The sequence below is a fragment of the Oceanobacillus senegalensis genome (assembly GCF_900176885.1).
Taxonomy (GTDB): Bacteria; Bacillota; Bacilli; order Bacillales; family Amphibacillaceae; genus Oceanobacillus; species Oceanobacillus senegalensis.
This window is the reverse complement of sequence record NZ_LT839648.1, coordinates 418931-443509: the sequence shown is the minus strand read 5'-3', so window position 1 is coordinate 443509 and position 24579 is coordinate 418931. Positions and strand designations below refer to the sequence as shown.

22 protein-coding genes and 2 pseudogenes are annotated in these 24579 nt (G+C 37.5%); 2 read left to right on the top strand and 22 right to left on the bottom strand.

The window, feature by feature from the left end; translation table 11 throughout:
* Window positions 1-441: 441 nt before the first annotated feature.
* The 6 genes and pseudogenes from CAO17_RS02015 to CAO17_RS01995 form a co-directional block, all read right to left on the bottom strand.
* Window positions 442-1130, bottom strand: a pseudogene (locus CAO17_RS02015) (enoyl-CoA hydratase-related protein).
* Complete coding sequence (locus tag CAO17_RS21825) at window positions 1108-1233, bottom strand: hypothetical protein (protein ID WP_281252904.1); 126 nt, start codon at window positions 1231-1233, stop codon at window positions 1108-1110. The pseudogene CAO17_RS02015 and the gene CAO17_RS21825 overlap by 23 nt, the downstream one beginning before the upstream one ends.
* A 232-nt stretch (window positions 1234-1465) precedes the next feature.
* The gene (locus CAO17_RS02010; RefSeq protein WP_342744222.1) at window positions 1466-2152 is read right to left on the bottom strand and encodes a DUF2306 domain-containing protein; all 687 of its coding nucleotides are present in this window, start codon (window positions 2150-2152) and stop codon (window positions 1466-1468) included.
* Window positions 2153-2222: 70 nt separating this feature from the next.
* The gene (locus CAO17_RS02005) at window positions 2223-3635 is read right to left on the bottom strand and encodes a hypothetical protein (RefSeq protein WP_085991168.1); all 1413 of its coding nucleotides are present in this window, start codon (window positions 3633-3635) and stop codon (window positions 2223-2225) included.
* Window positions 3636-3676: 41 nt separating this feature from the next.
* Window positions 3677-4954, bottom strand: coding sequence for a (Fe-S)-binding protein (locus CAO17_RS02000; protein WP_085991167.1), 1278 nt, complete (start codon window positions 4952-4954; stop codon window positions 3677-3679).
* Window positions 4947-6359 (bottom strand): FAD-binding oxidoreductase, encoded by a 1413-nt coding sequence (locus tag CAO17_RS01995; RefSeq protein ID WP_085991165.1) that lies wholly within the window; start codon window positions 6357-6359, stop codon window positions 4947-4949. The genes CAO17_RS02000 and CAO17_RS01995 overlap by 8 nt, the downstream gene beginning before the upstream one ends.
* 461 nt (window positions 6360-6820) lie before the next feature.
* Here CAO17_RS01995 and CAO17_RS01990 point away from each other — a divergent pair, with 461 nt between their 5' ends.
* Window positions 6821-7762, top strand: a complete 942-nt coding sequence (locus CAO17_RS01990; RefSeq protein WP_085991164.1) for a glycine betaine ABC transporter substrate-binding protein — start codon at window positions 6821-6823, stop codon at window positions 7760-7762.
* An 85-nt stretch (window positions 7763-7847) separates the two neighbouring features.
* Here the strand turns inward: CAO17_RS01990 and CAO17_RS01985 are convergent, their stop codons facing one another.
* The 15 genes and pseudogenes from CAO17_RS01985 to CAO17_RS01915 form a co-directional block, all read right to left on the bottom strand.
* On the bottom strand, window positions 7848-9290 hold the full coding sequence (locus tag CAO17_RS01985) for an aldehyde dehydrogenase family protein (protein ID WP_085991163.1): 1443 nt from the start codon (window positions 9288-9290) through the stop codon (window positions 7848-7850).
* 25 nt (window positions 9291-9315) lie between these two features.
* Window positions 9316-10065, bottom strand: a complete 750-nt coding sequence (locus CAO17_RS01980) for an SDR family NAD(P)-dependent oxidoreductase (protein WP_085991162.1) — start codon at window positions 10063-10065, stop codon at window positions 9316-9318.
* Window positions 10066-11139: a tartrate dehydrogenase gene (locus CAO17_RS01975; RefSeq protein WP_085991161.1), complete on the bottom strand. Its 1074-nt coding sequence runs from the start codon at window positions 11137-11139 to the stop codon at window positions 10066-10068.
* Window positions 11140-11218: 79 nt separating this feature from the next.
* Window positions 11219-11407 (bottom strand): annotated as a pseudogene (locus tag CAO17_RS01970) (M20/M25/M40 family metallo-hydrolase); the annotation flags it as partial.
* 90 nt (window positions 11408-11497) lie between these two features.
* Window positions 11498-12967 (bottom strand): sodium/pantothenate symporter, encoded by a 1470-nt coding sequence (gene panF / locus CAO17_RS01965; RefSeq protein ID WP_085991160.1) that lies wholly within the window; start codon window positions 12965-12967, stop codon window positions 11498-11500.
* Complete coding sequence (locus tag CAO17_RS01960; protein WP_085991159.1) at window positions 12964-13257, bottom strand: YhdT family protein; 294 nt, start codon at window positions 13255-13257, stop codon at window positions 12964-12966. The genes panF and CAO17_RS01960 overlap by 4 nt, the downstream gene beginning before the upstream one ends.
* A 183-nt stretch (window positions 13258-13440) precedes the next feature.
* On the bottom strand, window positions 13441-14706 hold the full coding sequence (locus tag CAO17_RS01955) for a TRAP transporter large permease (protein WP_085991158.1): 1266 nt from the start codon (window positions 14704-14706) through the stop codon (window positions 13441-13443).
* Window positions 14687-15178 carry a TRAP transporter small permease gene (locus tag CAO17_RS01950; RefSeq protein WP_085991157.1) on the bottom strand — a complete coding sequence of 164 codons (492 nt, stop codon included), beginning with the start codon at window positions 15176-15178 and terminating at the stop codon, window positions 14687-14689. Before CAO17_RS01950 ends, CAO17_RS01955 begins: the two co-directional genes overlap by 20 nt.
* 100 nt (window positions 15179-15278) lie before the next feature.
* Window positions 15279-16292 (bottom strand): TRAP transporter substrate-binding protein, encoded by a 1014-nt coding sequence (locus CAO17_RS01945; protein ID WP_085991156.1) that lies wholly within the window; start codon window positions 16290-16292, stop codon window positions 15279-15281.
* 568 nt (window positions 16293-16860) lie between these two features.
* Complete coding sequence (locus CAO17_RS01940) at window positions 16861-17820, bottom strand: 5-oxoprolinase subunit C family protein (RefSeq protein WP_085991155.1); 960 nt, start codon at window positions 17818-17820, stop codon at window positions 16861-16863.
* Between the two features lies 1 nt (window position 17821).
* On the bottom strand, window positions 17822-18589 hold the full coding sequence (locus CAO17_RS01935) for a LamB/YcsF family protein (protein WP_085991154.1): 768 nt from the start codon (window positions 18587-18589) through the stop codon (window positions 17822-17824).
* A gap of 4 nt (window positions 18590-18593) precedes the next feature.
* Complete coding sequence (gene pxpB / locus CAO17_RS01930; protein ID WP_085991153.1) at window positions 18594-19319, bottom strand: 5-oxoprolinase subunit PxpB; 726 nt, start codon at window positions 19317-19319, stop codon at window positions 18594-18596.
* Window positions 19320-19364: 45 nt separating this feature from the next.
* The gene (locus tag CAO17_RS01925; protein WP_425435858.1) at window positions 19365-20597 is read right to left on the bottom strand and encodes an NRAMP family divalent metal transporter; all 1233 of its coding nucleotides are present in this window, start codon (window positions 20595-20597) and stop codon (window positions 19365-19367) included.
* A 271-nt stretch (window positions 20598-20868) separates the two neighbouring features.
* Entirely contained in the window at window positions 20869-22020 is a 1152-nt protein-coding gene (locus CAO17_RS01920) for a toxic anion resistance protein (RefSeq protein ID WP_085991152.1), read from the bottom strand.
* Window positions 22017-22661: a 5-bromo-4-chloroindolyl phosphate hydrolysis family protein gene (locus CAO17_RS01915; RefSeq protein ID WP_085991151.1), complete on the bottom strand. Its 645-nt coding sequence runs from the start codon at window positions 22659-22661 to the stop codon at window positions 22017-22019. Before CAO17_RS01915 ends, CAO17_RS01920 begins: the two co-directional genes overlap by 4 nt.
* Before the next feature lie 227 nt (window positions 22662-22888).
* On the opposite strand from CAO17_RS01915, the gene coaW reads away from it, so the two are divergent.
* Entirely contained in the window at window positions 22889-23689 is an 801-nt protein-coding gene (gene coaW / locus CAO17_RS01910) for a type II pantothenate kinase (RefSeq protein ID WP_085991150.1), read from the top strand.
* Between the two features lie 87 nt (window positions 23690-23776).
* On the opposite strand, the gene CAO17_RS01905 is transcribed toward coaW, so the two are convergent.
* Complete coding sequence (locus tag CAO17_RS01905) at window positions 23777-24490, bottom strand: abortive infection system antitoxin AbiGi family protein (RefSeq protein WP_085991149.1); 714 nt, start codon at window positions 24488-24490, stop codon at window positions 23777-23779.
* Window positions 24491-24579: the final 89 nt, after the last annotated feature.

Here is a 24579-nt window from a genome sequence, read left to right as displayed (position 1 = left end):
ACAAGCAGTCATTTCCATTAGAATTAACTCTTCAAAAAGGCTTCATAAGATGTATGTGTTAAGTATTTGAAATTGCTTACAAATGATGAATAAGATTAAAGGTTCACCCTCTGTTAAAAATATTCTAACAGTTTTATTTTTAAATATCAAGTTAATTTTTTCAAAATAAATATTAGTGAGAATGATGCAACCCTTTAGGTGATAGGCAATAATAGTATCCTCTATTCTTGTACAATATGTTCAGAGAGAGTAGGAATAGGGTTACGTGGACTAATAGTCGATTGTCACATTCCTCTTATGGGGGTTCATGAATCATATAATAGGTTGGTTCTTCTCTTACCAGGGAATAACTTTAACATTCTCATCAAATAAAAAAACCAAACCACACTCGGCTTGGTATCGTTGAATAAAATTTCTCTTGCTGAAAACCTTAACCCCGTTCTATTTATCCTTCCAATTTGGTTTGCGTTTTTCATTAAAGGCCAAAATACCTTCTAACCGGTCCTCAGAATCTGCTGTTTTATAGTAATTACTTAATTCAATCTTTAATGCTGTATGGTAATCCGTATGTAATCCACTATTTACTGAATCCTTCAATGCCTTTAAGATAATGGTGCATTTTTAGCAATTTCCCTAGCAATGTTTAATGTTTCCTCCTCCAATTTCTCCTTAAAAAATACATCATTCACAAGTCCTAAATTTTTAGCACGCCATGCATCCATTTGATTTCCCCTGAGTAGATATTCTTTTGCTACCCCAACTGGAATCGTATGAGGTAGATTTTGTGTAGCACCAAGCCCTGGCATAATTCCTAGCTTAGCCTCAGGTAGCCCTAATTTTGCATGGGATGCCGCATAACGAAGATCACAGCTTAAAATCAGCTCCATCCCACCTCCAAGCGCATAGCCATTGATGGAAGCGATTACTGGATAAGGAAAATCACGAATTTCTTGAAAAGCACTTTCAAAAATATCATGCTGTTTTTTCCATTGTCGTTTAGTCATACCATTTCTTTCTTTTAAATCAGCACCAACACAAAAACTTCTTTCTCCAAAACCTATAATCACCAATACTCGGATATCCTTGTCTTCCTTTAATTGCTGAAGACTATCGAATAAATCCCTTCCCATTTGCGTATATAGCATTAAAGGAATCTGGTCGATAGAGGGTAATCATACAAACACCATTGGACTCTTTATCATGTGTTACCAGTAATGTATCAAACTGCTGCACATCATCCCTCCTCTATAACTCGACTAGGACTGACCTTTCTTCTATTGTATAAATATATGCTAGGAGGAAGATGAAAAATAACATCAATCCATTTATTTGCTTTATAATTTGTTTTATTTACTAATCAAGTTATACAACATCATCTAATACTGTTGAATGAAAACGTATTTGAATGGTAGGATGATAAAACAAATGAAATGAGCTGGAAGGGTAGGTCCTTTACGGATAATTTTCAAGATTTCTTAACACCGGCAAACTTTTTGCCATAATAAACCGTTGAAACAATAACTAGTGGAACAAAAACAATCGTCGGAAGAAACCAAATGAACAGGTTAACGGAATCAATTTGTAGTAATCTTGGAGCACCAAAAACGATAAATGCCGTGATGGTTGCTATACAGGAAGAAAGCATTCCTACGATGTGTTCAACAACCCAGTGTGAACTTATTTTTGGTATAGAAATCCAATATTGTAGTTGTATTCCGCCTAAGAATAGACCAATAATTGGAAAGTACTGAAGTAATGGAAAATGAATCACCCAACCGTATATCATGATTCCTATACTTGAAGTAAGGAGCAGAACCGGAAATAACAAATCAAAAAAATAGCGGTGCGATGCTCTTCTCCTTTTAAATCGAAGGACACGGACGCCATACCAAGCAGTCGCAGCACTTAGAATGGAAATAAAAATAAGAAACCACGAGAATGATATACCATCTTGGTCAGTACCAGAATCCCATACAATTCTATAAATTCCCATATAGAATGCTGTTACCGATACCGTTGCCATTGAAATGACAAAAATCCATCCACTTCCTCTATGTAATTTTTTACCTTTTCGTGTCACAATCGGGATCCATAAAACCATTAATGCAACAAATCCGGCAATAATATGTGTCCAACGAGCAAAGTTAAACATGAACTCCAATTAAAATCCCCCTTTTAAATCACCAATAAGAATTTTTTTCATGATAACCTTTGACACTTTTCTAAGAAAACCAAACACTTACTTGGACATAAACCTGTACCATCGCATAAATAACCAACGCATATTTCCAATTAAAAGCAATCCCATTCTTTATCGCGCTTAATCCATTTGCACCACTAAGTACAATGAGCGGCATAATTAATGGAGATAATAAAATCGAGATGGCACTCCCAGACGTTACGGTTAAAACAATTAATTCTGGTGGGTATGGAAGATTAATAGATTCTAATATCCCTGCAACTAAAACCATTACCGTTAATGGACCTAGTCCGAAGAAACCAAGAATGATAATAATAAATGGCAAGAAGTAAAGAATATTTAAGAATGGTAGTGCTTCTTGTAAAGAATAAATGCCATCGACAAATGTTTTCGCAAAGCTAGTTTGATTAAGTGCGTAAATTAACACCCCCGCCCCAAGCATAATACATAGCTGATATCCTTGCTTTTCCATGTCATACTGGATATATCTGCCTAACTCGTTCACTAATTTCTTTGGCCTATTTTTATAAATATAATAAATCATTATCCACAAAATAACGATAACGGAAATTAGTACCAATAGCTCTATATTCACAAACCTTTGCAAAATAAGAATAGACCCAAATAAGGTTGCAAATAAAATAAAAAATTCAATAACATTCTGATGCATTTCCTTTTTATCTGACGTATGACGAACAACATCATCTATTTCTGTCTGTAAGCCAGCAGTTAAATTGACACCATACTTTTTTTCCTCAAAGTGGGAAAAGATAAGTGCTATAATTACACCACAAATCGCCAGACCAAACCCTTGTATGATTGACAATCCAAGTGAAGCACCCATTACTTCAACAACGTAGGCAAAACTTGGAATACTAACCACCCACATGACGGATAAGGAAAACCCACGTAATAATGCCGTTCCTTTGTAATTTTCCCATGCCTCACCTTTTCCATTTTTCAATATCATGTTCACTAATTGATACATCATGATGATTGAACCAAATAATAAAAAATAGGCAATAACCTGTGTAAAGGAAACGAGTCCAAAGTAAAACTTACGACTCGTGTCTAATAAATGATGAGCAAATCCCATCATGGATTCAATATAGGATTCTTCTTGGAGCACCCAACTAATCATAGGAACAAAGACTAATAGTCCAATTACATTACGCATTTCCACCAATCCACTCATTAAGCCTTCCTGAATGGAAGTCCCTGAAATAAGCATGATGATAATTCCCACAGCCATAAGACCAAATGGCATTTTAATATGAGAAATTCGAAGTTTCATGATGGTAAACACAAATATTCCTAATCCACTAATCGGTAAAAAGAGAGGTAATAATGAATGTTCAAAGAAATACGATATAAAATGAAAAAGGGCATAAAGTATTATGGAAACACTTATCCCAAAGCTTGCGACCCTTTGCATGAATACGACTCCTAACTGTATATGTACTCAGAAATCCCTGTCTAATCCGTTATGCCACAGGCTTCTGCGACTATTTCTACTAAATGAATGACATTAATTTTCTCTGACAGGCCCTCTCGATGAAGGCCAAGCTTCATCTGTAAATAGCATCCTGGATTTGTTGTTACAATGACATCCGGATTTCTTGCTAGTCTTTGAACGTTCCCCATCTTATCATCTAATATATCCATCGATGCTTCATAGTTTATAAGATTGTAGATTCCTGCAGACCCACAACACATCTCTTTATTTCGTAGTTCCATATAATGAATGCCTGGAATAGATTTCAGTAACTGAAGGGCCTCTTCTGACCTTTTTTGTACATTGTCTAGGTGACATGATGGTTGATAGGTGACTATTTTGTGGACATCCTTTGTGTAGGAAAGATTAAGTTTTGATAAAATCACACTGATATCCACATTTTTTTCCGAAAACGCCTTGGCCCTCTTCCTCCAGTCTCCATCATCATCTGAAAGTAAATGTTCATATTCAACGAGCATTGCCCCACATCCACCAATACTGTTCACAATAAAATCAAAATCATACGCTTCACATGCAATGATATTTTCCTTAGCTAGTTGTTTAGCCATTTCCTTTTTGCCACTATGAAGCTGTAGGGCTCCACAACAGGTTTGCTCTTTTATAACCGTCACCTCACATCCCGCTGCTTGTAAAAGTTTCATACTTTTAGTGTTAATAGTGGAAAATAGACTATCCATCATACAACCACTAAAAAAACCTATTTTATACATAGGTCCTTTAGCAGGAAAGACATTCTCTCTTCTACCTTTATTTAAAGGACGATTCATCTCAGGCAAGACAGACTCAAAGGCTTTAATTTTATCCGGAAATAGGTTTAACAGCTTCGATTTCCTAGCTACCGTTTGTAAACCAAACTGCTGATAAATTGCTAAGCCCATTCTTGTAGACCTTAACCATTTTTCATTTGATAATACCTTTCCAAATAAAAACGTTGCAAAGAGAGATTTCTTTTCTTTAGAATGTTGTAAAACTTCCTTAGCTGATTCTAAGATTCTTCCATACTGGACATTTGTTGGACAGACTACCTCACAAGCGCGACAGCCTAGACATAATTCAATCGGTCCCGCTAAATCCGAGTAGGTGATTTTTCCTTCCGCAGCCATTTTTACAAGATTAATTCTCCCTCTTGGGGAATGCGTTTCTTTTTTCATTGTTAAATAAGTGGGACAGGCCGGCAAACAATAGCCACACTGTACACAATCAAACGTTTCCTCGTAAGCTAGCTTCGGTCTAGTCATCACTTAACACAAACCTTTCACCAGGCTCTGGAAAAATCTTTCCGGGGTTAAGAACATTATTAGGATCCCATGCTTGCTTAATTCGTTTCATCATATCAAGTCCCACCTCTCCAAGTTCCATTTCCATAAACGGGGCTTTTAAAGTACCAATTCCATGTTCACCAGATAACGTACCATTTAGCTCAATCGCTGCTCGAAAGATTTCTTCCACAGCTTTCTCTACTCGTTTCATTTCCTCTTTATCCCGTTTGTCTGCAATGATATTCGGGTGTAAATTTCCGTCTCCGGCATGACCAAATACAACTAAATCAACATGGTATTTTTCCCTAATTTGCTTTAGTCTACGAAACATTTCTGGAATGTTACTTCTAGGTACGGTCGCATCCTCGGAAATTTTTGTTGGCTTTTTCCGTACAATGGCAGGAGAAACTAACTTCCTTGCTTTCCATAGGCTTTTTGATTCACTTTCATCCGAAGCTATTTTCATTTCCGCCACATGTTCCTTTTTACATATTTTCTGAACCCTTGTAATTTCGTCTCGGATTGCTTCCGGATGTCCATCTAATTCAATCAGTAGCAATGCGTCGGCTTCTGTCGGGAGCCCAAGCGGTTCGTATGCTTCTACTGCTGTAATGGAGGCATTATCCATGATTTCGAGTTTACTAGGAAGTACTCCATAATTTAAGATGTTCGTAATAGCCCTTCCTGCATCAGTGATGTCATGAAAAACAGCCATTAATGTCTGGGTTGCTTGAGGTTTAGGGTAAAGGCGTAAAATAGCTTCCGTGATGATACCGAGTGTTCCTTCTGAACCAACCATTAACTTTGTTACATCATATCCCGTTACATTTTTTATCGTTCTCCCACCAGTCCGGATAATTTCTCCTTCAGGTGTAACAACCTCCAGTCCAATCACATAGTCCTTAGTCACCCCATATTTGAGTCCACGAGGGCCACCTGAATTCTCCGCTAAATTCCCGCCAATCGTGGAAACATTCGAACTGCTTGGATCTGGTGGATAAATAAAACCTTTCTCTAAGGCAGCCTCATGAATGCTAGCAGTAAGCACTCCTGGTGAAACAATAGCAATCATATCTTCCACATCGATTTCCAGCTTTTCATTCCATGTAGATAAATCAAGGACGATTCCACCATTTACTGGAAGTGGTCCTCCACTTAAACTGGTTCCTTGACCACGCGGATAAATAGGAATCCCATATTTATTCGCCAATTTCATCAAAGCTGAAACCTCTTTTGTGGATTTTGGCTGCACGACTAATTCTGGAAGATAGCTACCAAAGGAAGCGTCAAAAGAATAACTATATAAGTCCGCTTTATCTATTAATATTCGATTATCATCGGTTATAACCATCTTAACTAATTCGATTAGTTTTGCTTGATCCATCATCCCACCTCATAGTCAGACTATATTCTTATAACTGAATTTTACCATAATTTTGTAAAAAGGAAACTACCTGTATCATTATAACGAATTTACTTTTTAAGAAGCTGAAAATAAAAATCTACCATATCCTATGCTAAAGTAATGGTTGTCTTATTTGAAAAGGCTCGTGCCTTCTTATAGAAGCCATACTTTGTTTACTTTTCGGAAAACAAACCTTCCACAGTAACTGTTTATTCCCCTATCCCCTCACCAACAAATTTAGGAATGGGATACACAAATATGGAGCAAACTTAAGGAAACGTACGCCTCCTCTTTTAAAAGTTAGGTATTTATAAACTATATATTCTGTATGAACTAAAATAACCGAATATACTGTTTGAATCATACCAAACAGAAGCGTATAATTTTAAGATAGTTGTCGTTTAATACAAGAAATAAATAATAAAGGAGTGCTATACACCATGTCTAACTTCAAATTAAAAAGATTAGGATTAATTGCTGGTTTATCCTTATCTCTTGTTGTAGCAGGCTGTGGACAGGGAGATACGGAGGATACTACTAACAATACGACTAACAATGAATCTGAGGCCACTACAAATGTCAGCGAAGAAATGGAATATACGATTACTGGTATTGAACCTGGTGCCGGACAAACAGAAAATACCCTCAATGCCTTAGAAGAGTATGAGAGTCTAGCCGGCTGGGAACTGAATTCGACCTCAACAGCTGCAATGTTAACACAGTTAGATGAAGCTATTAAAAACGAAGAACCAATCGTTGTGACTGCATGGTCACCTCATTACAAGTTTGCAAAGTATGACCTAAAGTATTTAGAAGATCCAAAAGGGGTCTTTGGTGAATTGGAATCCGTTACCACAATCACAAGAAATGGGTTAAAAGAGGAAATGCCTAAGGCCCATACCATTCTTGACAGAATCCATTTTGAACTTCCAGAAATCGAGGCGGCCTTGCTTGAAGCTACTAAAATGGACTTTGACTATGAAAAGGTAGCACAACAGTGGGTAGATAATAATCAAGAAACCGTTGCAAAATGGACAGAAGGGGTAGAGCCCGCCAACGGTACTTCAATAAAAATAGCTTCAACTGTATGGGATGATATGCTTTTCACAGGAAATGTAGCTAAGGTTGTAATGGAACAACATGGGTTTGACGTAACTTATACATCAGTTGATCCGGCTATTTTGTTTGAGGCAATTGCAGCAGGCGATGCTGATGCTACTCTTTCTCCATGGTTGCCTGCGACTCACGGTGCATTATACGAGGAGTATAAAGGTAAATTTGAAGACCTAGGAGCAAACATGGATGAAGGTAAAATTGGGTTAGCTGTTCCTACTTATATGGAAAATATCAATTCCATTGAAGATTTGGAACCAAAAGAGTAAGTACACCTATTTGATAAACAAAAATACTCCCCATCAGGTATCTAATACTTGATGGGGAGTATTTATTAAAGAAGATCTTTCCTCATTAATGGTATTTCACAGCAACATTTTTCACCTGTGTATAGTTATACAATGCAATCCAGCCTTTTTCACGGCCAAATCCACTACGCTTGTAACCACCAAATGGCATTTGGATTCCACCACCTGCACCGTAATTATTAATAAACACTTGTCCGGAATCAATACGACTTGCAAGGTAATGGGCTCTAGAAATATCCTGCGTCCAAATTCCAGTTACTAATCCGTAATCTGTACTATTAGCTAAACTTAGTGCTTCTTCTGTATCTTCAAATGGAAACACCGTTAAAACGGGACCAAAAATTTCTTCCTGAGCTAGTTTACTATCTGGTTTTACACCATCAATAATAGTTGGCTCCACATAGCAACCATCTTCAGAGCCTTCTATCGTTATGCGATTACCACCAACAAGAATTTCGCCTTCTTCTTTTGCTAATTCAATGAATTCCATAACACGATGGAATTGCTTTTCATTGAGGATTGGTCCAATATCTTTATCATCCAATCCAGGCCCAACCTGTAACTGTTTGAATTGTTCAATAACCTTCACTAAAAACTCATCCTTGAATGATTTTTCAACTAATAGCCTTGCTCCTGCCGAACAGGTTTGACCTGCATTTTGAATGATGGCACGAACAACGCCTTGAACCGTTTTATCCACATCACAATCAGAGAATACAATATTTGGAGATTTTCCACCAAGTTCCAATGTTACCGGTACAACATTTTTCATCGCCGCCTGCGCAACCGCTATACCAGTTGGAACAGACCCCGTAAACGTAACATGGTTTACCAATCGATGCGAGGATAAAGCCGCACCAGCATCATATCCATATCCTGTCACATGGTTAAAGACTCCCTCAGGTAAATGAAGTTCATCAAAATAAGTTGCTAGCTTATTGGCAGTCATCGGTGTATCTTCCGCACTTTTTACGACAACAGTATTACCAGTAGCTATTGCTGCAGCAACACTTCTTGATATGATTTGAATTGGATAATTCCAAGGAATGATGTGCGCTGTCACACCAACGGGTTCGCGAACAACATAATCAATTATTCCATCCTCAATTGGAATGGTATCCCCCATTACCTTGTCCGCAGATCCTCCATAAAACTGGAAGTAACGAATGGCCGCATCGACATCAGCATATCCTTGAGATAAGGGTTTCCCAACATCCATGGTTTCTAGTTTTGCTAGTTCATCGCGATTTTCTTTTAATTTATCTGCAATAGCAAATAAGATATCTCCACGCTCATGGGGTTTAACACTTCGCCACGCCTCATTGTCAAATGCTTGTTTCGCTGCTCGAACCGCTAAATCCACGTCTTCTGCTTTACCTTGTGGAATGGTTGCTATAACTTCTCCATTGGATGGGTTTCTAACATCTATGGTCGTACCATCCGCTGTATCCATCCACTTACCATTTATGTACATCTTTAGTTCTTTCATGACAATCCTCCTCCAGGTCTATAGCTTACAGATTTCTTCCGCCATCTACATGCAATACTGTTCCAGTAATCATGCTAGCTTCATCGGAAAGTAGAAATTTAATAGAGTTTGCAATGTCATTTGGCTGTATTAACCTACCTAATGGAACACTCTTTTCAAAAATTTCCTTTCTTGCTTCATCTACATCTCCATCAGCTTTTGTAAATTTACCCAACATACTGGTATCTGCTGGACCTGGATGTAAGATATTTACATTAATTTGATGGTCCGCAAGCTCTAAAGCTAGTGCCTTAGTGAATGATTCGATGGCACCTTTTGAAGCAATATAAGACTGTAATCCTGGTCTTGGTCTTGTTTTCGAAACGGAACCGATATTAACGATTTTCCCAGATTTTTGTTTCTTCATATATTTAGCAGCTTCACGACATGTTAAGAATGACATGGTTAAATTAATATCCACAATCTTATGAAAATCTTCTAAACTTACTTCCTCTATCGGTGTAGCAGGTTGAGCAATTCCTGCTATATTTACTAGACCACTAATCTCACCAAAATGTTCCGATGCCTCTTTAAAAACTCGTTTTACTGTAACTTCCTCTAAAAGATTACCTTCTACTGCTAAGAATCTAGCATTTTGCTCATACTCCCTCAATTTTCCCACGTTTAAGTCACAACCAACTACATTGGCACCAGCTTCTAGTAATAAATCAACAGTGGCCTTCCCCATTCCACCACTAGCACCTGTTATAATAAATGTTTTTCCTTCATAGGACATTTAACTCACTTCCTTAACCAGTAATTTTCTAATGATGGCATCCCCGACATCTGCTGTACTTGCTGATCCACCGATATCTGGTGTCAATACTGCCTTTTCTTCTAAGACGGATTCGATGGCGAAAAGAACCTTGTCATGTAAATCCCTACGACCTAGATGCTCTAACATTAGTGCAGCAGACCAGATTTGTGCGATTGGATTGGCAATTCCTTTCCCAGCAATATCAGGTGCAGAACCATGAACAGCTTCGAACATGGATGGAAATTCACGTTTGGGATTGATATTTCCGGATGGAGCAACACCTAATCCCCCAACAATAGCAGAACCTAAATCAGATAAAATATCACCAAATAGATTGGATGAAACAACAACTTGGAAATCCTCAGGACGTTGCACAAAGTATGCAGCTAATGCATCAATATAATATTTTTCATAGCCGATATCTTCATTCTTTTCTACTACTTCTTCAAAAACTCGATCCCAAAATCTCATCGTATGGATAATAGCATTGGATTTCGTTGCACTGGTTACTTTTGTAAAATTATGTTCACGAGCATATTCATAGGCAAATTCAGCGATTTGCGTCACACCTTGTCGTGTCATAATCGTATTTTGGACTGCCATTTCTCGTTGTTCCCCTTGAAACATAGTTCCACCCATATTGGAATATTCGCCTTCCCCATTTTCACGAAGAATCACAAAATCAATTGGTTTTTCATTTTTCAATGGGCTGTCCAAGCCCTTTAATAGTTTAATAGGACGGAAATTCACAAACTGCTGGAAGTTTTTCCGAATTGGCATAATCAGTTCCCAAACGGAAATATGGTCAGGAACTCGACTGTCACCAATCGCACCGAACAGAATACTATCAAACTCCTTTAATTGTTCTAATCCATCTTCCGGCATCATGCGACCATGCTGTAAATAATATTCACTATTCCAGTTAAAGGAAGTTGTTTTAATGTTAAACGAATCATCTAATTTTGTAAGTGCTTCTAATACCTTTACTGCTTCCTTCGTTACCTCAGGACCAATACCATCCCCTGGTAATACTGCAATATTTAATGTTGTCATCTCTCACACCTCATTAGTTGTTAAATCTATATTTTGCGAAACCCGGCTATTGCCAATATTTCATGCAATAGTAAGTACCTTATTCATTTCCTACTGCTAAAAAATGGAGGGCTGCAGTCCGATAAATTTCGGTTGTTTCTTCCAATTCTTCTACCTCTACATATTCATCAATTTGATGTGGAATATCTCTGTCTCCTGCACCAATAGTTACTATTGGTGCACCATGCACATGTAGGAACATTCCATCTGTTGCACCAGGAACACCAGATTTGAACCAGTTTTTGTGTAAGAGAAACAACCCGTTCATAATCTCATTTCATTCGTTCCGATGCTTTTACATTCAATAAGTAACATCACCTTAGGCTTCTTTTTTCAAATTCTGTGTTGGAAACTCATATGCTTCTTGTTTAAATATCAAGCTAAAAAGGACAAATGCAATTAATGATAAAAAGACAGGTACAGTAACGGTATGTACTCCTAATAAATCACCATATGCTTGGTTGTAAAAATGAATGGCAATATAGGAACCAATCCCGGTCACCATTGCAGCAATAGCTCCATATTTGTTAGCATACTTCCAATATAATCCGAGAACTAATGGCCACATAAATGCTGCTTCTAATCCACCAAACGCGAATAAGTTCAGAAAGATTAACAATTCAGGTGGGTTGATTGCTAAAATAAATGCAATCGCACCAATGATAAATGTCACTGCCATACTAACTTTTTTCACCTGATTATCCGATGCATCTGGCTTAATATAGTTAATATATACATCCTTTACAACAGCGGAACTAACTAAGATTAATAAAGAATCAACCGTGGACATAATGGCTGCCAGTGGTGCAGCTAAGACAATTCCCGCAATCCAAGGTGGTAACACATCAAGTGCCACTAGTGGAATAACCTGGTCTGCAACTTCAATTCCTGGTAATACTGGTCTAGCAAACACACCAATTAAGTGCATCCCTAGCATAATAAAACCTACAACCACCGTTCCTATCATAATAGCTCGGTGCATCGATTTTGCATTTTTATAAGACATCGCTCGGACGGCAACCTGCGGAAGAGCAATAACTCCTACCCCAACTAAGATCCAATACGAAGAAATATACGCAGGAGTTAATGAACCATCATGTCCAAATGGGGTAATCAGATTGGGATTAATAGTAACCAAATCGTTCATTATATTGGATATCCCACCACCTGCAACAATAACCGCTACTAATAGAATCATAGTTCCAAAGAACATGACTATCCCTTGAATGGTATCCGTTATCGCTACGGCACGAAATCCACCAATGGTAACATAAATGAGTACGGATACAGTAAAGATAAACATAGCTCCGATATAGCTTATACCAGTTAATGACTGAATGAGGTAGGCCCCTCCAACCCATTGTGCTGCCATTGCAGAGAATAAAAAGATGATGATACTGACAGCTGACAATAATACAACTGGTGTACTTTTGTATCTTTCTTTTAAAAAGTCAATGAGAGTAACCGCATTGTATCTTCGGGTTACAATTGCAAATTTCTTCCCTAAAATTAGCAACGTGAAGTAGCCTGTTGCAACCTGTGTCATGGCCAATAAAACCCAGCCAAATCCAATCGTATATGCAGCACCTGGTCCCCCCAAAAAACTGGATGCACTCCCATAGGTAGCAACCATCGTCATAGCTAATACAAGACCACCAAATTCACGGCTACCTAAAAAGTAATCACTTAAGAACCCATCCGCTTTGGCCATTTTTCGATTAGACCATAAACCAATAAAGAAAATCACTACTAAAAATACTAACAGTGGAGTTAATACAGCCCAATTCATGCAGAATTCACCTCATCTTTCTGGTCATCTTCGTCCTCAAAAGGAACTTCCTTCAACACAAACTTGACGACAATTCCGACTAATACAATCATGACAACTACACCAACAATACAGCTTAAGAAAATCCATGCAGGAAATCCTAATATGTAACTGTATTCCTCTGGAGGTTTGGAACCTAATCCAAAGGCAAATCCATACCACCATAAAATATTAATCACAGCTAATCCACAGCCGATTAGCGCCTCCCGATTGGCTATTTTAAAACGCCGGTCTTGATTTTTTTTAGCCATTCACTCTACTCCTTCCTATTATTTAGAACAAATCTAACATTACTGCTTCAATATATGTATATCTGACATCCTAAAAATGGATTAGAAGGATAAAGACGCAGATACATAGCGATATGAAAGCACCAACTATCTTAAAGCAACAATTTACAATAAATAGCCTTATAAATATATCTACATGTTCCTTTATTGTGTTAAAAACAAACTAATTCCAGGTATAAAGGAAAGGATAATAACATCTATAATCATAACAAGAATAAAAGGGATGATAGCGCGAATTAGTTTTTCTATCTTTGTTCCAGCTATATTGGAAGCCACAAATAGATTCACACCAACAGGTGGAGTGATAAACCCGATTGCTAGGTTCACAATCATGATGATACCAAAATGTACTAAGTCTATGCCAAGTGCAGTTGCTATCGGTGTTAAGATTGGTGTTAAAATAATAATTGCTGCAGATGTTTCTAGGAAAGTACCTACTATTAGAAGTAATAGGTTGAGAATAAGCAAGGCGAAAATCCAATTATCTGTAATTCCTAGCATGAAATCGACCATTTCTCTTGGTACCCGTTCTCTTGTAAGGTAATAGCCAAATACTGCAGCACCTGCAATAATAAATAAAATAACAGCACTCGTTATTACAGATGATGTAAAAATTTGTGATAATTCCTTCCATTTAATCTCTCGATAAATAAATAAACCAACTACCAAACCATAAACCACTGCAACTACTGCTGCTTCTGTCGGTGTAAACACTCCGCCATAAATACCACCTAAAATAATAACTGGCATTAATAAGGCAAGAATGGCATCAAAAAATGCTTTTACAAAATCTTTAAACGTATAGGCTTCTTCTCCACCATATCCGTTACGTAATGAAATAATATAAACTAGTATAATCAGTGACATGGTTACAAGAATTCCGGGAACAATACCAGCAATGAATAAATCACCAATGGAAACACCTGCCGCAACACCGTATAGAACAAGTGGCACACTAGGCGGAATCATAATACCAATCGTCCCACCAGCAGCTTGTACAGCTGTTGAGAAATCCTTATCATATCCACGTTTTACCATCGCAGGGATCAATAGCCCCCCAATTGCCGCTGTAGTGGCAGCAGCCGACCCAGAGATAGCCGCAAAAAACGCACAAGCTACAATCGATACAATGGCTAAACCACCCTTGATTCTACCAAAAATAACATTAGCAAGATGAATTAATCTCTTTGAAATACCACCTGATTCCATAAGTTTCCCTGCTAGAATAAAAAATGGAATAGCTAACAATGGAAAGGAATCTATTGAATTAAACATACGTTGCATGATAACGATTAAAGAGACATTACCTTCGATTAAAAATATAGCAGAAGCTGACGTACCAAGTGCAATTGCAATGGGGACCCCAATTAAGAATAATGCAATTAATAAGCTAAACAGCAGGATTGTCATCTTGGTTATCCCCCTTATTCATGTCCTTTATATATACAGAAATCTGATTAACAGCTAGGAAAAAGCCGCTAATCGGAATCACCGCATAAACATACCCCATTGGGATTCTTAATACAGGAGATGTTTGTGCCATCGCACTCATTGCCAGCTGCCATCCTTGATACATCATAAGGATAAAAAAAGTCATACTCACAATTACTGCCAATGTTTCGAATATTTTTCTACCTATAGGAGGAAATAAGTTTGTAAAGAACTCTACTAAAATATGTTGTTTTAACGACATCGCATAGGCTGCTCCTAAAAAGGTTAGCCAGATTAAGCTATATCGCGCCAATTCTTCTGTCCATGCTAGTGGACTTTCCAGTACGAAGCGAAACACAACTTGTAGAAATGTGGTTGTTACTAGAACCGCCATTATTATATTTAAAAAATGCTTCATACCAATATTTATGTAATCTATTATTCGTTGCAACGAGCTCCCCTCCTCCACAAAATGTATACAACCGCTTATAACGAAATAGGAGAAAACAAAATTCTCCTATTTCCATTTCATTTCTACTCTATTAATTCATCTATTGCTTTTGTGCATCTAAAATTTTATTTAATAGATCTTGATGTTCTACCATTTCATATGTTGGACGAACGGCTTCTTGGAATGGAGCAGTATCCACATCTTCAATTATCTCTACACCTTGTTCTTCCAATGTTTTCAATGATTCTTGTTCCATTTCCACAATCATGTCACGTTGCATTTCTCCGATTTTTTGTCCTTCTTCAAGCACGATTTCTCTTAAATCTTCTGGAAGTTCGTCGTATGTTTGCTTACTCATCATGTAAACCGCTACAGAGTATACATGACCAGTTAATGTCATATATTTTTGATTGGATTCATAAAGTTTATATTGGTCAGCTACAATTGCCGGGTTTTCCTGTGCCTCAACTGTATTCTGCTGTAGTGCAGTCAATGCTTCTGTCCAAGCCATTGGAGTAGGCTGTGCACCAAGCTCTTCAAATGCTGCTAGATGGATTTCATTTTCTTGTACACGAATTTTCAAACCTTCTAAATCCTCTGGTTTTTCAACTGGACGAACAGAATTTGTAATATGACGATATCCGTTCTCTCCCCATGAAAGTCCAATGATACCTTTTTCTTCCATTGCAGCAAATAATTCATCCCCGATTTCACCATTTAATACTTCAACTGCTGATTCACGATCATTAAAAATAAATGGTACGTCTAATACTTCTAATTCTGGAACAAAGTTTGTAACTGGCGCTGTTGAAGACATGGCTAAGTCTACTGTTCCTAGTGTGAGGCCTTCTGTTAACTCACGCTCTGCACCAATTTCACTGTATGGAAACACTTCAATTTTCACGCGTCCATCTGTTCTTTCTTCAACATTCTTCGCCATTTCTAAAAATCCAAGATGATAAGGGTGGTCATCTGGTAAGGAGTGACCTGCTTGCAATACATATTCCTCTTCTCCCCCATCGGCAGTTCCACTTGATTCAGAACCACTGCCACAAGCTGCTAGAAATACTAGAAGAGCAACCATCGTAACTAAAAAACTAAATCTCTTTTTCATTCAAAATCCCCCCTAAAATAGCCTCTATTACTTAGTAGTGTAAATATAAATCTCGTTCATTTAATTACGCAACAGTCACCCCCATATGTACCTGACATTCTTAAAATTTTTTAATAGTTCTGTCATTTATTGTCACTCTAATCCTAAGTGACTACAGCGACATATAAATCACCAACTAGTTAATCATAATAGTACAGGAATTCATTACTATTTGTAAATAACCAATTAACAGAAAACTTGTTTTTTGGAAACTTATTTTACAATTATTCTCAAATTCTATCAAATGAGGTCAAATAACGCATTTTATGAACGATTATATTGACAACTTCTACTCCTTTTTCAAGGATCAAATAGCCTGTCGATAATTGTCGTTCATTTGGTATTAAAAAGTAATATAACATTACTAATAGTTTTTGTCTATATTTTTTCAGACAATTTATTACTATTCAAATAATGCCTAAAATGAAATGACAAGTTCAAAATAAAAAGCAGTATGGTACAGCCAATTATCCGTACCACACTGCTTCACAAAGTAAATCTTCCATTCGTTTACAACCGAAGTAAAAACTTAGCTAACTACCCCTGCTGCCATGCTTAATATCCTTAGAAATCTTTCTCTTTTCACATGCAAGGTTTGTGCTTTTTCTACACTTATTGCTTCAAATTGTAATTCAGCTCCTGGTAAGTTTTGTGCGACACGTGCAAAATCAACAGAAATTACGTTGGCAATTCTAGTATAACCTCCTGTTGTCTGCCTATCTGCCAGGAGTACAATCGGTTGGCCATTCGCTGGCACTTGAATCGTCCCCGGAAATATACTATCAGATATAATATCTGCTCCATTAACATGTTCAAGTTTTGGCCCTTCCAAACGCGCTCCCATTCGATCTGCCTTTTTGGTAATTTTGTATGTTTCAGAGAGAAATGTTTCGACACTGGAACGCTGAAACGCATCTAAGTCAGGTCCCAATACTACCCTTATTTTTCGTTCTGTATCATATATTGGGATACTGTCCTTCGTTAACCGCTTCATCCTTCGTTGCTTTATGATTGGTGTCCCCGTCTCTAATACATCTCCTTTTCGTAAAAACCTACCTTGAAAGCCACCGATAGAAGCTTTCACATATGTAGAACGACTTCCCATAACCATCGGTGTTTCAATCCCACCTGCTATGCATACATATGCGTAAGCCCCGTTCTTCGGCTGCCCAAATGTTATAATTTGTCCGCTCTTTATAGAAATCGATGTCCACATAGGGATGTCTTTTCCATCTAACTTTGCCGAGAGATCTGCTCCACACACTGCAATAATCGTATCCTTTAAGAAACGCAGCTTAGGTCCCATAATGACAACTTCAATCCCCGCAGCATCTCTCTTGTTCCCAACTAACAAGTTTCCAACCTGTAGAGCTAATATATCCATGGCCCCTGATACAACCATCCCATATTGTTGATAACCCATTCGTCCAAGATCTTGTATGGAGGTTGATAAACCTGATTTTTCTACTTCTATCACAGCTTTTGCCATTTTATAACCCTACTCTTCTTATGTTAATTCCATTATCCAGCAAACCTTCTTTTAATTTGCTAACAAATTCTAATGATTTCGGACTATCCCCATGCACACAAATAGTATCAGCTTGAATGGGTATATCCGAACCATCCATAGCTTCTACTTTTCCATCCTTAACCATGCGAATAACTCGATACACCGCTTCTTCCGCATCTGTTATGATGGCATCTTTTTCCGTCCTTTTTGTCAATGTCCCGTCAGGCTGATAGGTTCTATCTGCAAAAACTTCTTCTGCAACGCTTAGTCCAACCTTCCGTCCCATATTAACCAGCTCTCCACCAGCAAGTCCAAATAAAATCAGGTTGGAATCTATATCATATACAGCCTGTGCAATAGCTTGGGCCATTTCTTTGTCCTTGCTTGCCATATTATATAAAGCACCATGTGGTTTAACATGTTGCAAATTATTGTTATTCAGCTTGGCAAATGCTTGGATAGCACCAATTTGATATACCATCAAATTGTATAATTCATCCGTATCTATTTGCATCATCCTACGACCAAATCCGTGTAAATCTTGAAAACCTGGATGGGCTCCTATTCCTACTTGCTTTTCCGTTGCTTTTTTCACGGATTGTTGAATAACATTATGGTCTCCAGCATGGTAACCACAAGCAATATTAGCAGAAGTAATATAATTCATGACTAAATCATCCTGACCAACTGTAAAAGCCCCATAACTTTCTCCAAGATCACTGTTTAGATCAACAAAATATTCGTCCATTTTCTCACTCTCCCTTAAATGGTTCAATATGTGGATGATATTTATTTTGTTTCACGAGATTGTCTATCTCGATATACTCTGTTTTGGAAACTTGAACAAAACGAATATAATTACCAGCTTGAAGTAATATAGGTTTCTCTCTAGTTGGGTCATACAATTCGAGAGGTGTTCTTCCGATTAACTGCCATCCACCCGGTGTTTCCATCGAATATACACCAGTTTGAGATCCTGCAATCCCTACAGAACCAACCGGTATTTTTAAACGTGGTTCCGCTAAACGCGGTGTTGCAATTTTTTCCGACATTCCTCCTAAATATGGAAAACCCGGAGTAAAGCCCATCATAAAGATAAGATAATCCGAGCCCGTATGAATCTCAATAACCTCTTCCTCTGTTAGTCCATTATGTTTGGCAACATTCGATAAATCAGGCCCCATCTCTTCACCGTAAAAGACTGGAAAATGCATGACTTCTGCGGGTGGTAATTCAATCTGTGAAAATTTCCCTGCCAATGTACCTATTCTTTCTTTCAATTTTTCATAAGAAATATAGTATGGATCGTAATAGATAGAGAGGCTTGTATAAGTAGGAATCCACTCCACTATTCCAGAAATATTTTCTTTCTCTAATAACAGGGAAAGACTTCGAATCTTCTCATTTGTTTCTTTGGAAATAGTTTCCCCAAGCTGAATTCGTAATCCCTTATCACCTATGGGATCTATTTGAAACATCATATCCCCCCCAATTATAAAAATTATTCCTATTTTCATATCCTACTAAAATAACTGTGGTATCATTTGGAATAATGTTTGTATCCCTAAGTAGGCTGTTAAAATGACCACAATAACACCGAAAACAGTTAACCAAATGGGATGCTTGTAATCACCTACAATTTTTGAATGATGTGCAGCTATAATAATCGAACCTAATGTTAACGGTAAAATTAATCCATTTACAGCACCTGCTAATACGAGTAATGTCGCCGCTTGCCCAACCCAAACAAATACTGCGGTAGAAAATAAAATAAACGCAATAATCCAGTAGCGATACATTTCATCAATTTTCTTATGAAACGTGCGTAAAAAGGATACAGAAGTGTAGGCTGCTCCAATTACAGAAGAAATCCCTGCAATCCATAAAACTAAACCAAAAAGTCGGTAACCGATATCACCAGCAGCATGTTGGAAAACAGTTGCCGCTGGATTAGTTGGATCAAGGCTAACACCTGCAGAAACAACACCTAACACAGCTAAAAACAACAAAATTCGAACCAATGAAGCGACTAGTATTCCTGTAACGGACGTTCTCGTAACTTCTGGTAAGCTTTCTTTTCCTTTTATTCCTGCATCTAGAAGTCGATGGCCACCCGAAAACGTAATATAACCACCGACTGATCCACCTACGATAGTAATAATCGCATAAAAATCTAGTTCTAATGGAATAAATGTACGATAAATTGCCTCTCCTATAGGGGGTTGGCTTACAAACATAACATAAGCAATTAATAAAATGAGTACTCCACCAAGGATATTTACAATCCGGTCCATCGCTGCACCAGCTTCCTTGGAAAGGAAAATAAAAATACAAATAGCAGCAGAAATAATGGCACCAATTTTTGGATCTATTCCAAACATTGCATTGATTCCAAGGCCTGTACCACCTATATTTCCAATATTGAATGCAAGTCCACCAATAACTATAAAAATTGCCACAATAAAACCTAAACCAGGTACAACGGCGCTCGCAATCTCCTGACCTCGTTTTCCTGTTACTGCAATTATCTTCCAGACATTTAGCTGTGCACCGATATCTAATACAATGGAAGCCAAGATAACAAAACCAAAGCTAGCAAGTAACGTTTCGGTAAATACCGCGGTTTGCGTTAAGAAACCTGGCCCAACTGCAGAGGTTGCCATTAAGAACGCTGCACCAATTAATGCACGGCTTCTACTTTTTTTATCTTTTTCCGATAGCATATATGAATTGGTATCTTTTTTTGATCCTGACATATCATCTCTCCTTAAAACAATCTGACATGCTTATATTTAACCTTCTTTTGCTTTCTATTCCCAGTCAGATAAAGGAGGGTCTATTTATAAAATTTTATCATGAGCTATTCATATTTGTCATTTCCAACAACTATAGTGGGTACTGCTTACAATATTAGTTGCTCCAAATGCACTCTCCATCCTATCCTAAAAAAAACTGCTAGCCATAACAGCTAACAGTTTTCTTGTTATTCTGGGAAGTTCCAAGCTCCTTCAATGATCGAAGTGCTTTTTATCGAAGTTCTAGGAGTTTTTGTTTTAGTTCGTTTTCCATTCCTTGAAGTTCTTTTTCAGCTTGCTGGCGTTTCTGTCTTCCCTCTGTTTGAATTTGTAGTGTTTCTTCAATGGTGGAAACTAGGTTTTCCTGCGTTTGTTTTAAGGTTTCAATATCGACTAATCCTCTTTCATTTTCCCTTGCCGTTTCTATGGTATTTACTTTCAACATTTCAGAGTTTTTCAGCAATAAGTCATTGGTTGTTTGAGAGACTTTCTTCTGTGCTTCGACGGCATTGCGCTGGCGAAGCAAGGTAAGTGCAATCGCAATTTGGTTTTTCCATAATGGAATAGCCGTTAAAATAGAGGACTGGATTTTTTCGACAAGTGCTTGGTTGGTGTTTTGAATAAGCCGTATTTGTGGCGCGCTTTGCATCGTGATTTGCCTACTTAGCTGTAGGTCATGCATCCGTTTTTCTAAACGTTCTGCAAATTGCATCACATCGTTTACTTCCTGTACATCCATTTGGTTTTGACTCTGGTCTGCCTTTTGCTTTAATGCTGGAATGGTCTGTGTTTCCAATTCTTCAAGCTTTGTCTCACCAGCAGCGATATAGATGTTTAACGCATCATAGAAATCACGATTTTTATCAAATAATTGTTGAAGGAGTTCGTTATCCTTCATTAATGTGTTTTTACTACGGTCTAGCTTCACACTAATTCGATCAATTTGTGCACCAGTTTTTTGGTATTTAGAAAGAATTTCATTGACTGTACTAGAGATTTTCCCAAACATCCGCGACAGTAAACCACGCTTTTCTGGCTTTAATTCATCCGGATTAACTTGTTCTAATTTTTTCATTAAGTCTTTTAATATCGAACCAATTTCACTAACATCATTGTTATCCACATGCTCCAGCATCGAATGGGAGAAATCATGTAATTTGGTTTGGGCTTCTGTTCCGTATGTTGTGATGGATTGCTGATTGGTATGGTCAATCTGCTTTGCAATCTGAAGGGCCTTTTGCTGATCCTCATATGGTAGTATGTCCATTACCTTTTTTGGTTTATCCATTTCAGTTGGCGTCTGTGAAATGGAGACATCATTCGTTTCAGGTTTACCGAACGGGTTGGCTAAAAGTTCATCCACTTCTCGTTTTTGCTCGTTCATTTAAACATCCTCCTATCTTTTTTCTTCATTCGATTAATAGAATTTTTAGCAACGTCTAATTCGAAATGCAATGTATCGATATCTTCATCAAGCATGATATACAAATCCTTTTTCACAGATTCCCCTAACCCCTGAATCGTACGACGGGTATCTTGCAAGGATGTCTTTACTTCAGATGTTTTACCAGGCTGGGAAGATAGAAATGCGTATTTATCAGCTAATTCTACTAAGGAATCCAGACGTTCATAAAAGAAACCCTCTGCTTTATAAAAACGACTAGGCTCCTTCTTTGTATTCGTATAAATACGACGAACGGTGCGTATGATTTCGAAATTCTGTTTCGCTTGATCAATGCTTCGAACACTCATTAAAGCACGCTGTAGTCGCGAAATTTTTCCCTTGGCTTCCTTTAAATTAGATTCAATATATCGATATTCTTTTCTCGTAAGTCCATTTTTCCGTATAAAGCCAACTTGGATCATTTCCCATGTAATGAAAAATAAGGCAACTCCTCCAAGAAGAGATACGATTCCAGAGAGTACAAAGGTTAGTTCAAATCCTAAAAAACTAATCAGCCATATCGCCATCATCCCAAAGGTAGAGCTTATGGATGATGCGATAAATTGTAAAATGGCCTTCAAGTTAATCAACTCCTATATATCATTTCTATATCATTAAATATCATATGTGTTCAGAACCTCTTATACTTTTATTACGTTAGTGGTGCATAAAAAGTTTCATCAATCTCTATTTTAATGAATTTCCGTGCTTCATGCCAATATTAGAAGGAAATGATGTTAAAACTATCGAATATAGAAAAATGGCAAAAATAATAGTCGGAAATAAATGGCGGAAAGGACTATGAATAATGACAGAAAAAATCGGAATCGATGCAGGCGGATCATTAATTAAAATGGCATATGAAGAACGTGGTGATTTTCATGTGAAATCCTATGATTATCAGGATCTAAATAACTTATTTAATTGGTTGCAAATGCTAAAGCCGGATGCGAATCTATTTATTACCGGAGGAAAATCCTTTCAAATAAAAACTGCAGTGAATCAGCAAACCAATATGGTAGAAGAATTTGAGGCCATCGCTAAAGGGACAAGATATCTATTACAAAAAGAGAAGCCAAGCTTTGATGAAGATTTCATCCTTGTTAGCATTGGTACAGGCACATCGATTTTCCATGTTAGTTCCGATGCAACCACTCGTGTTGCGGGAAGTGGAATAGGTGGTGGAACATTATTAGGAATGGGCTCTATCATTACAGGTAGAAAGGATTTTCATCAGATTATAGAACTTGCGAAAAAGGGATCAAACCATAATAGTGATTTGTTAGTAAAAGACATTTATGCACCTCATGAACCGCCAATCCCAGGTGCTTTAACGGCAGCTAATTTTGGAAAAGCACACGTGAATAAAACAGCTAGAGTAGAGGATTATGTAGCAAGCCTCATTCAGATGATAGGAGAAACCATCATCACACTTGCGGTACAATGTGTACAAGCAAATCAAATGAAAAAGGTAGTCTTTGTCGGAAGTACCTTAAACGGAAACGAACCATTAAAAAGCGTATTAAGTGGATTCCAGGATTACTATTCCTATGACCCCATCTTCCTTGATAAAGGGTCCCATGCTGGAGCAATCGGTACCCTATTGTGAGCTTCCTAGCATGAGAAGAACCGGGTTAAAAGCAGCCCGGTTCTATTTAAGAAATATCCAAGAGGTTGGTATTGCCTTTAACCTACGTTACTCTGTAAATGAAATTTGTCCGTGGTAATCTGGCAGTACCTCTCTTAATTTCTTGCCATACCGCTCAGGAATCAATATACGTGTAATGTCATTCATGACAAACGGAACATCACCTACAATGCGCCATTCTCTTTCTAAATAATAATTTTCCTCATCCGCGTCCGTTTTAGAGGCATCAAAAGGTTTCAGGTATGCAAAAATATGTTTTACAAGAAAGGTATCTAAGTGTTGGAGCATTTGTAATTCCATTGCTTTATTTTCATCGGAATTCCTTTGTATCCTTTCCTTTACATCCCTCATTAACGTAAAATAGCTTTTAATATTCTCTTCAAAATAACTCTCTCGCTGTTCCTTACCTTCTTTTTGTTTTTCTATTAAACCATTCGTTGCTATATAATAAACAGGGTTTGCCCCTTTCTCCACCAGAAAATCCTTTTTAAAAGATAATCCAAAATTACTATATTTCTCCATATGTAGGGATAAATCATTAATTGGAATATCCGCAAAACACGTGATTCCAGGTGTAACGATATCCTCCAATCCTTTTGCATCCGTATTGATTTGAACTTGAATATCGCCTGGGATATTTTTATGTAAAAGCCAACCACTTTTTATGATATCAATTAATAAATCAAACCGCTCATCCTCCGGTTGATGACGACCAACAAAATGGGTTAATTCCTTTGAAACATATCTCTGGATAAGCTCCATCAAATTTCCCCTTTTTCCTTCTAGTCTTGACTAATTAGATGAAAAATATGATGGGACCATTTCAGCTCCAATTTTTGTTGAAAACCTCC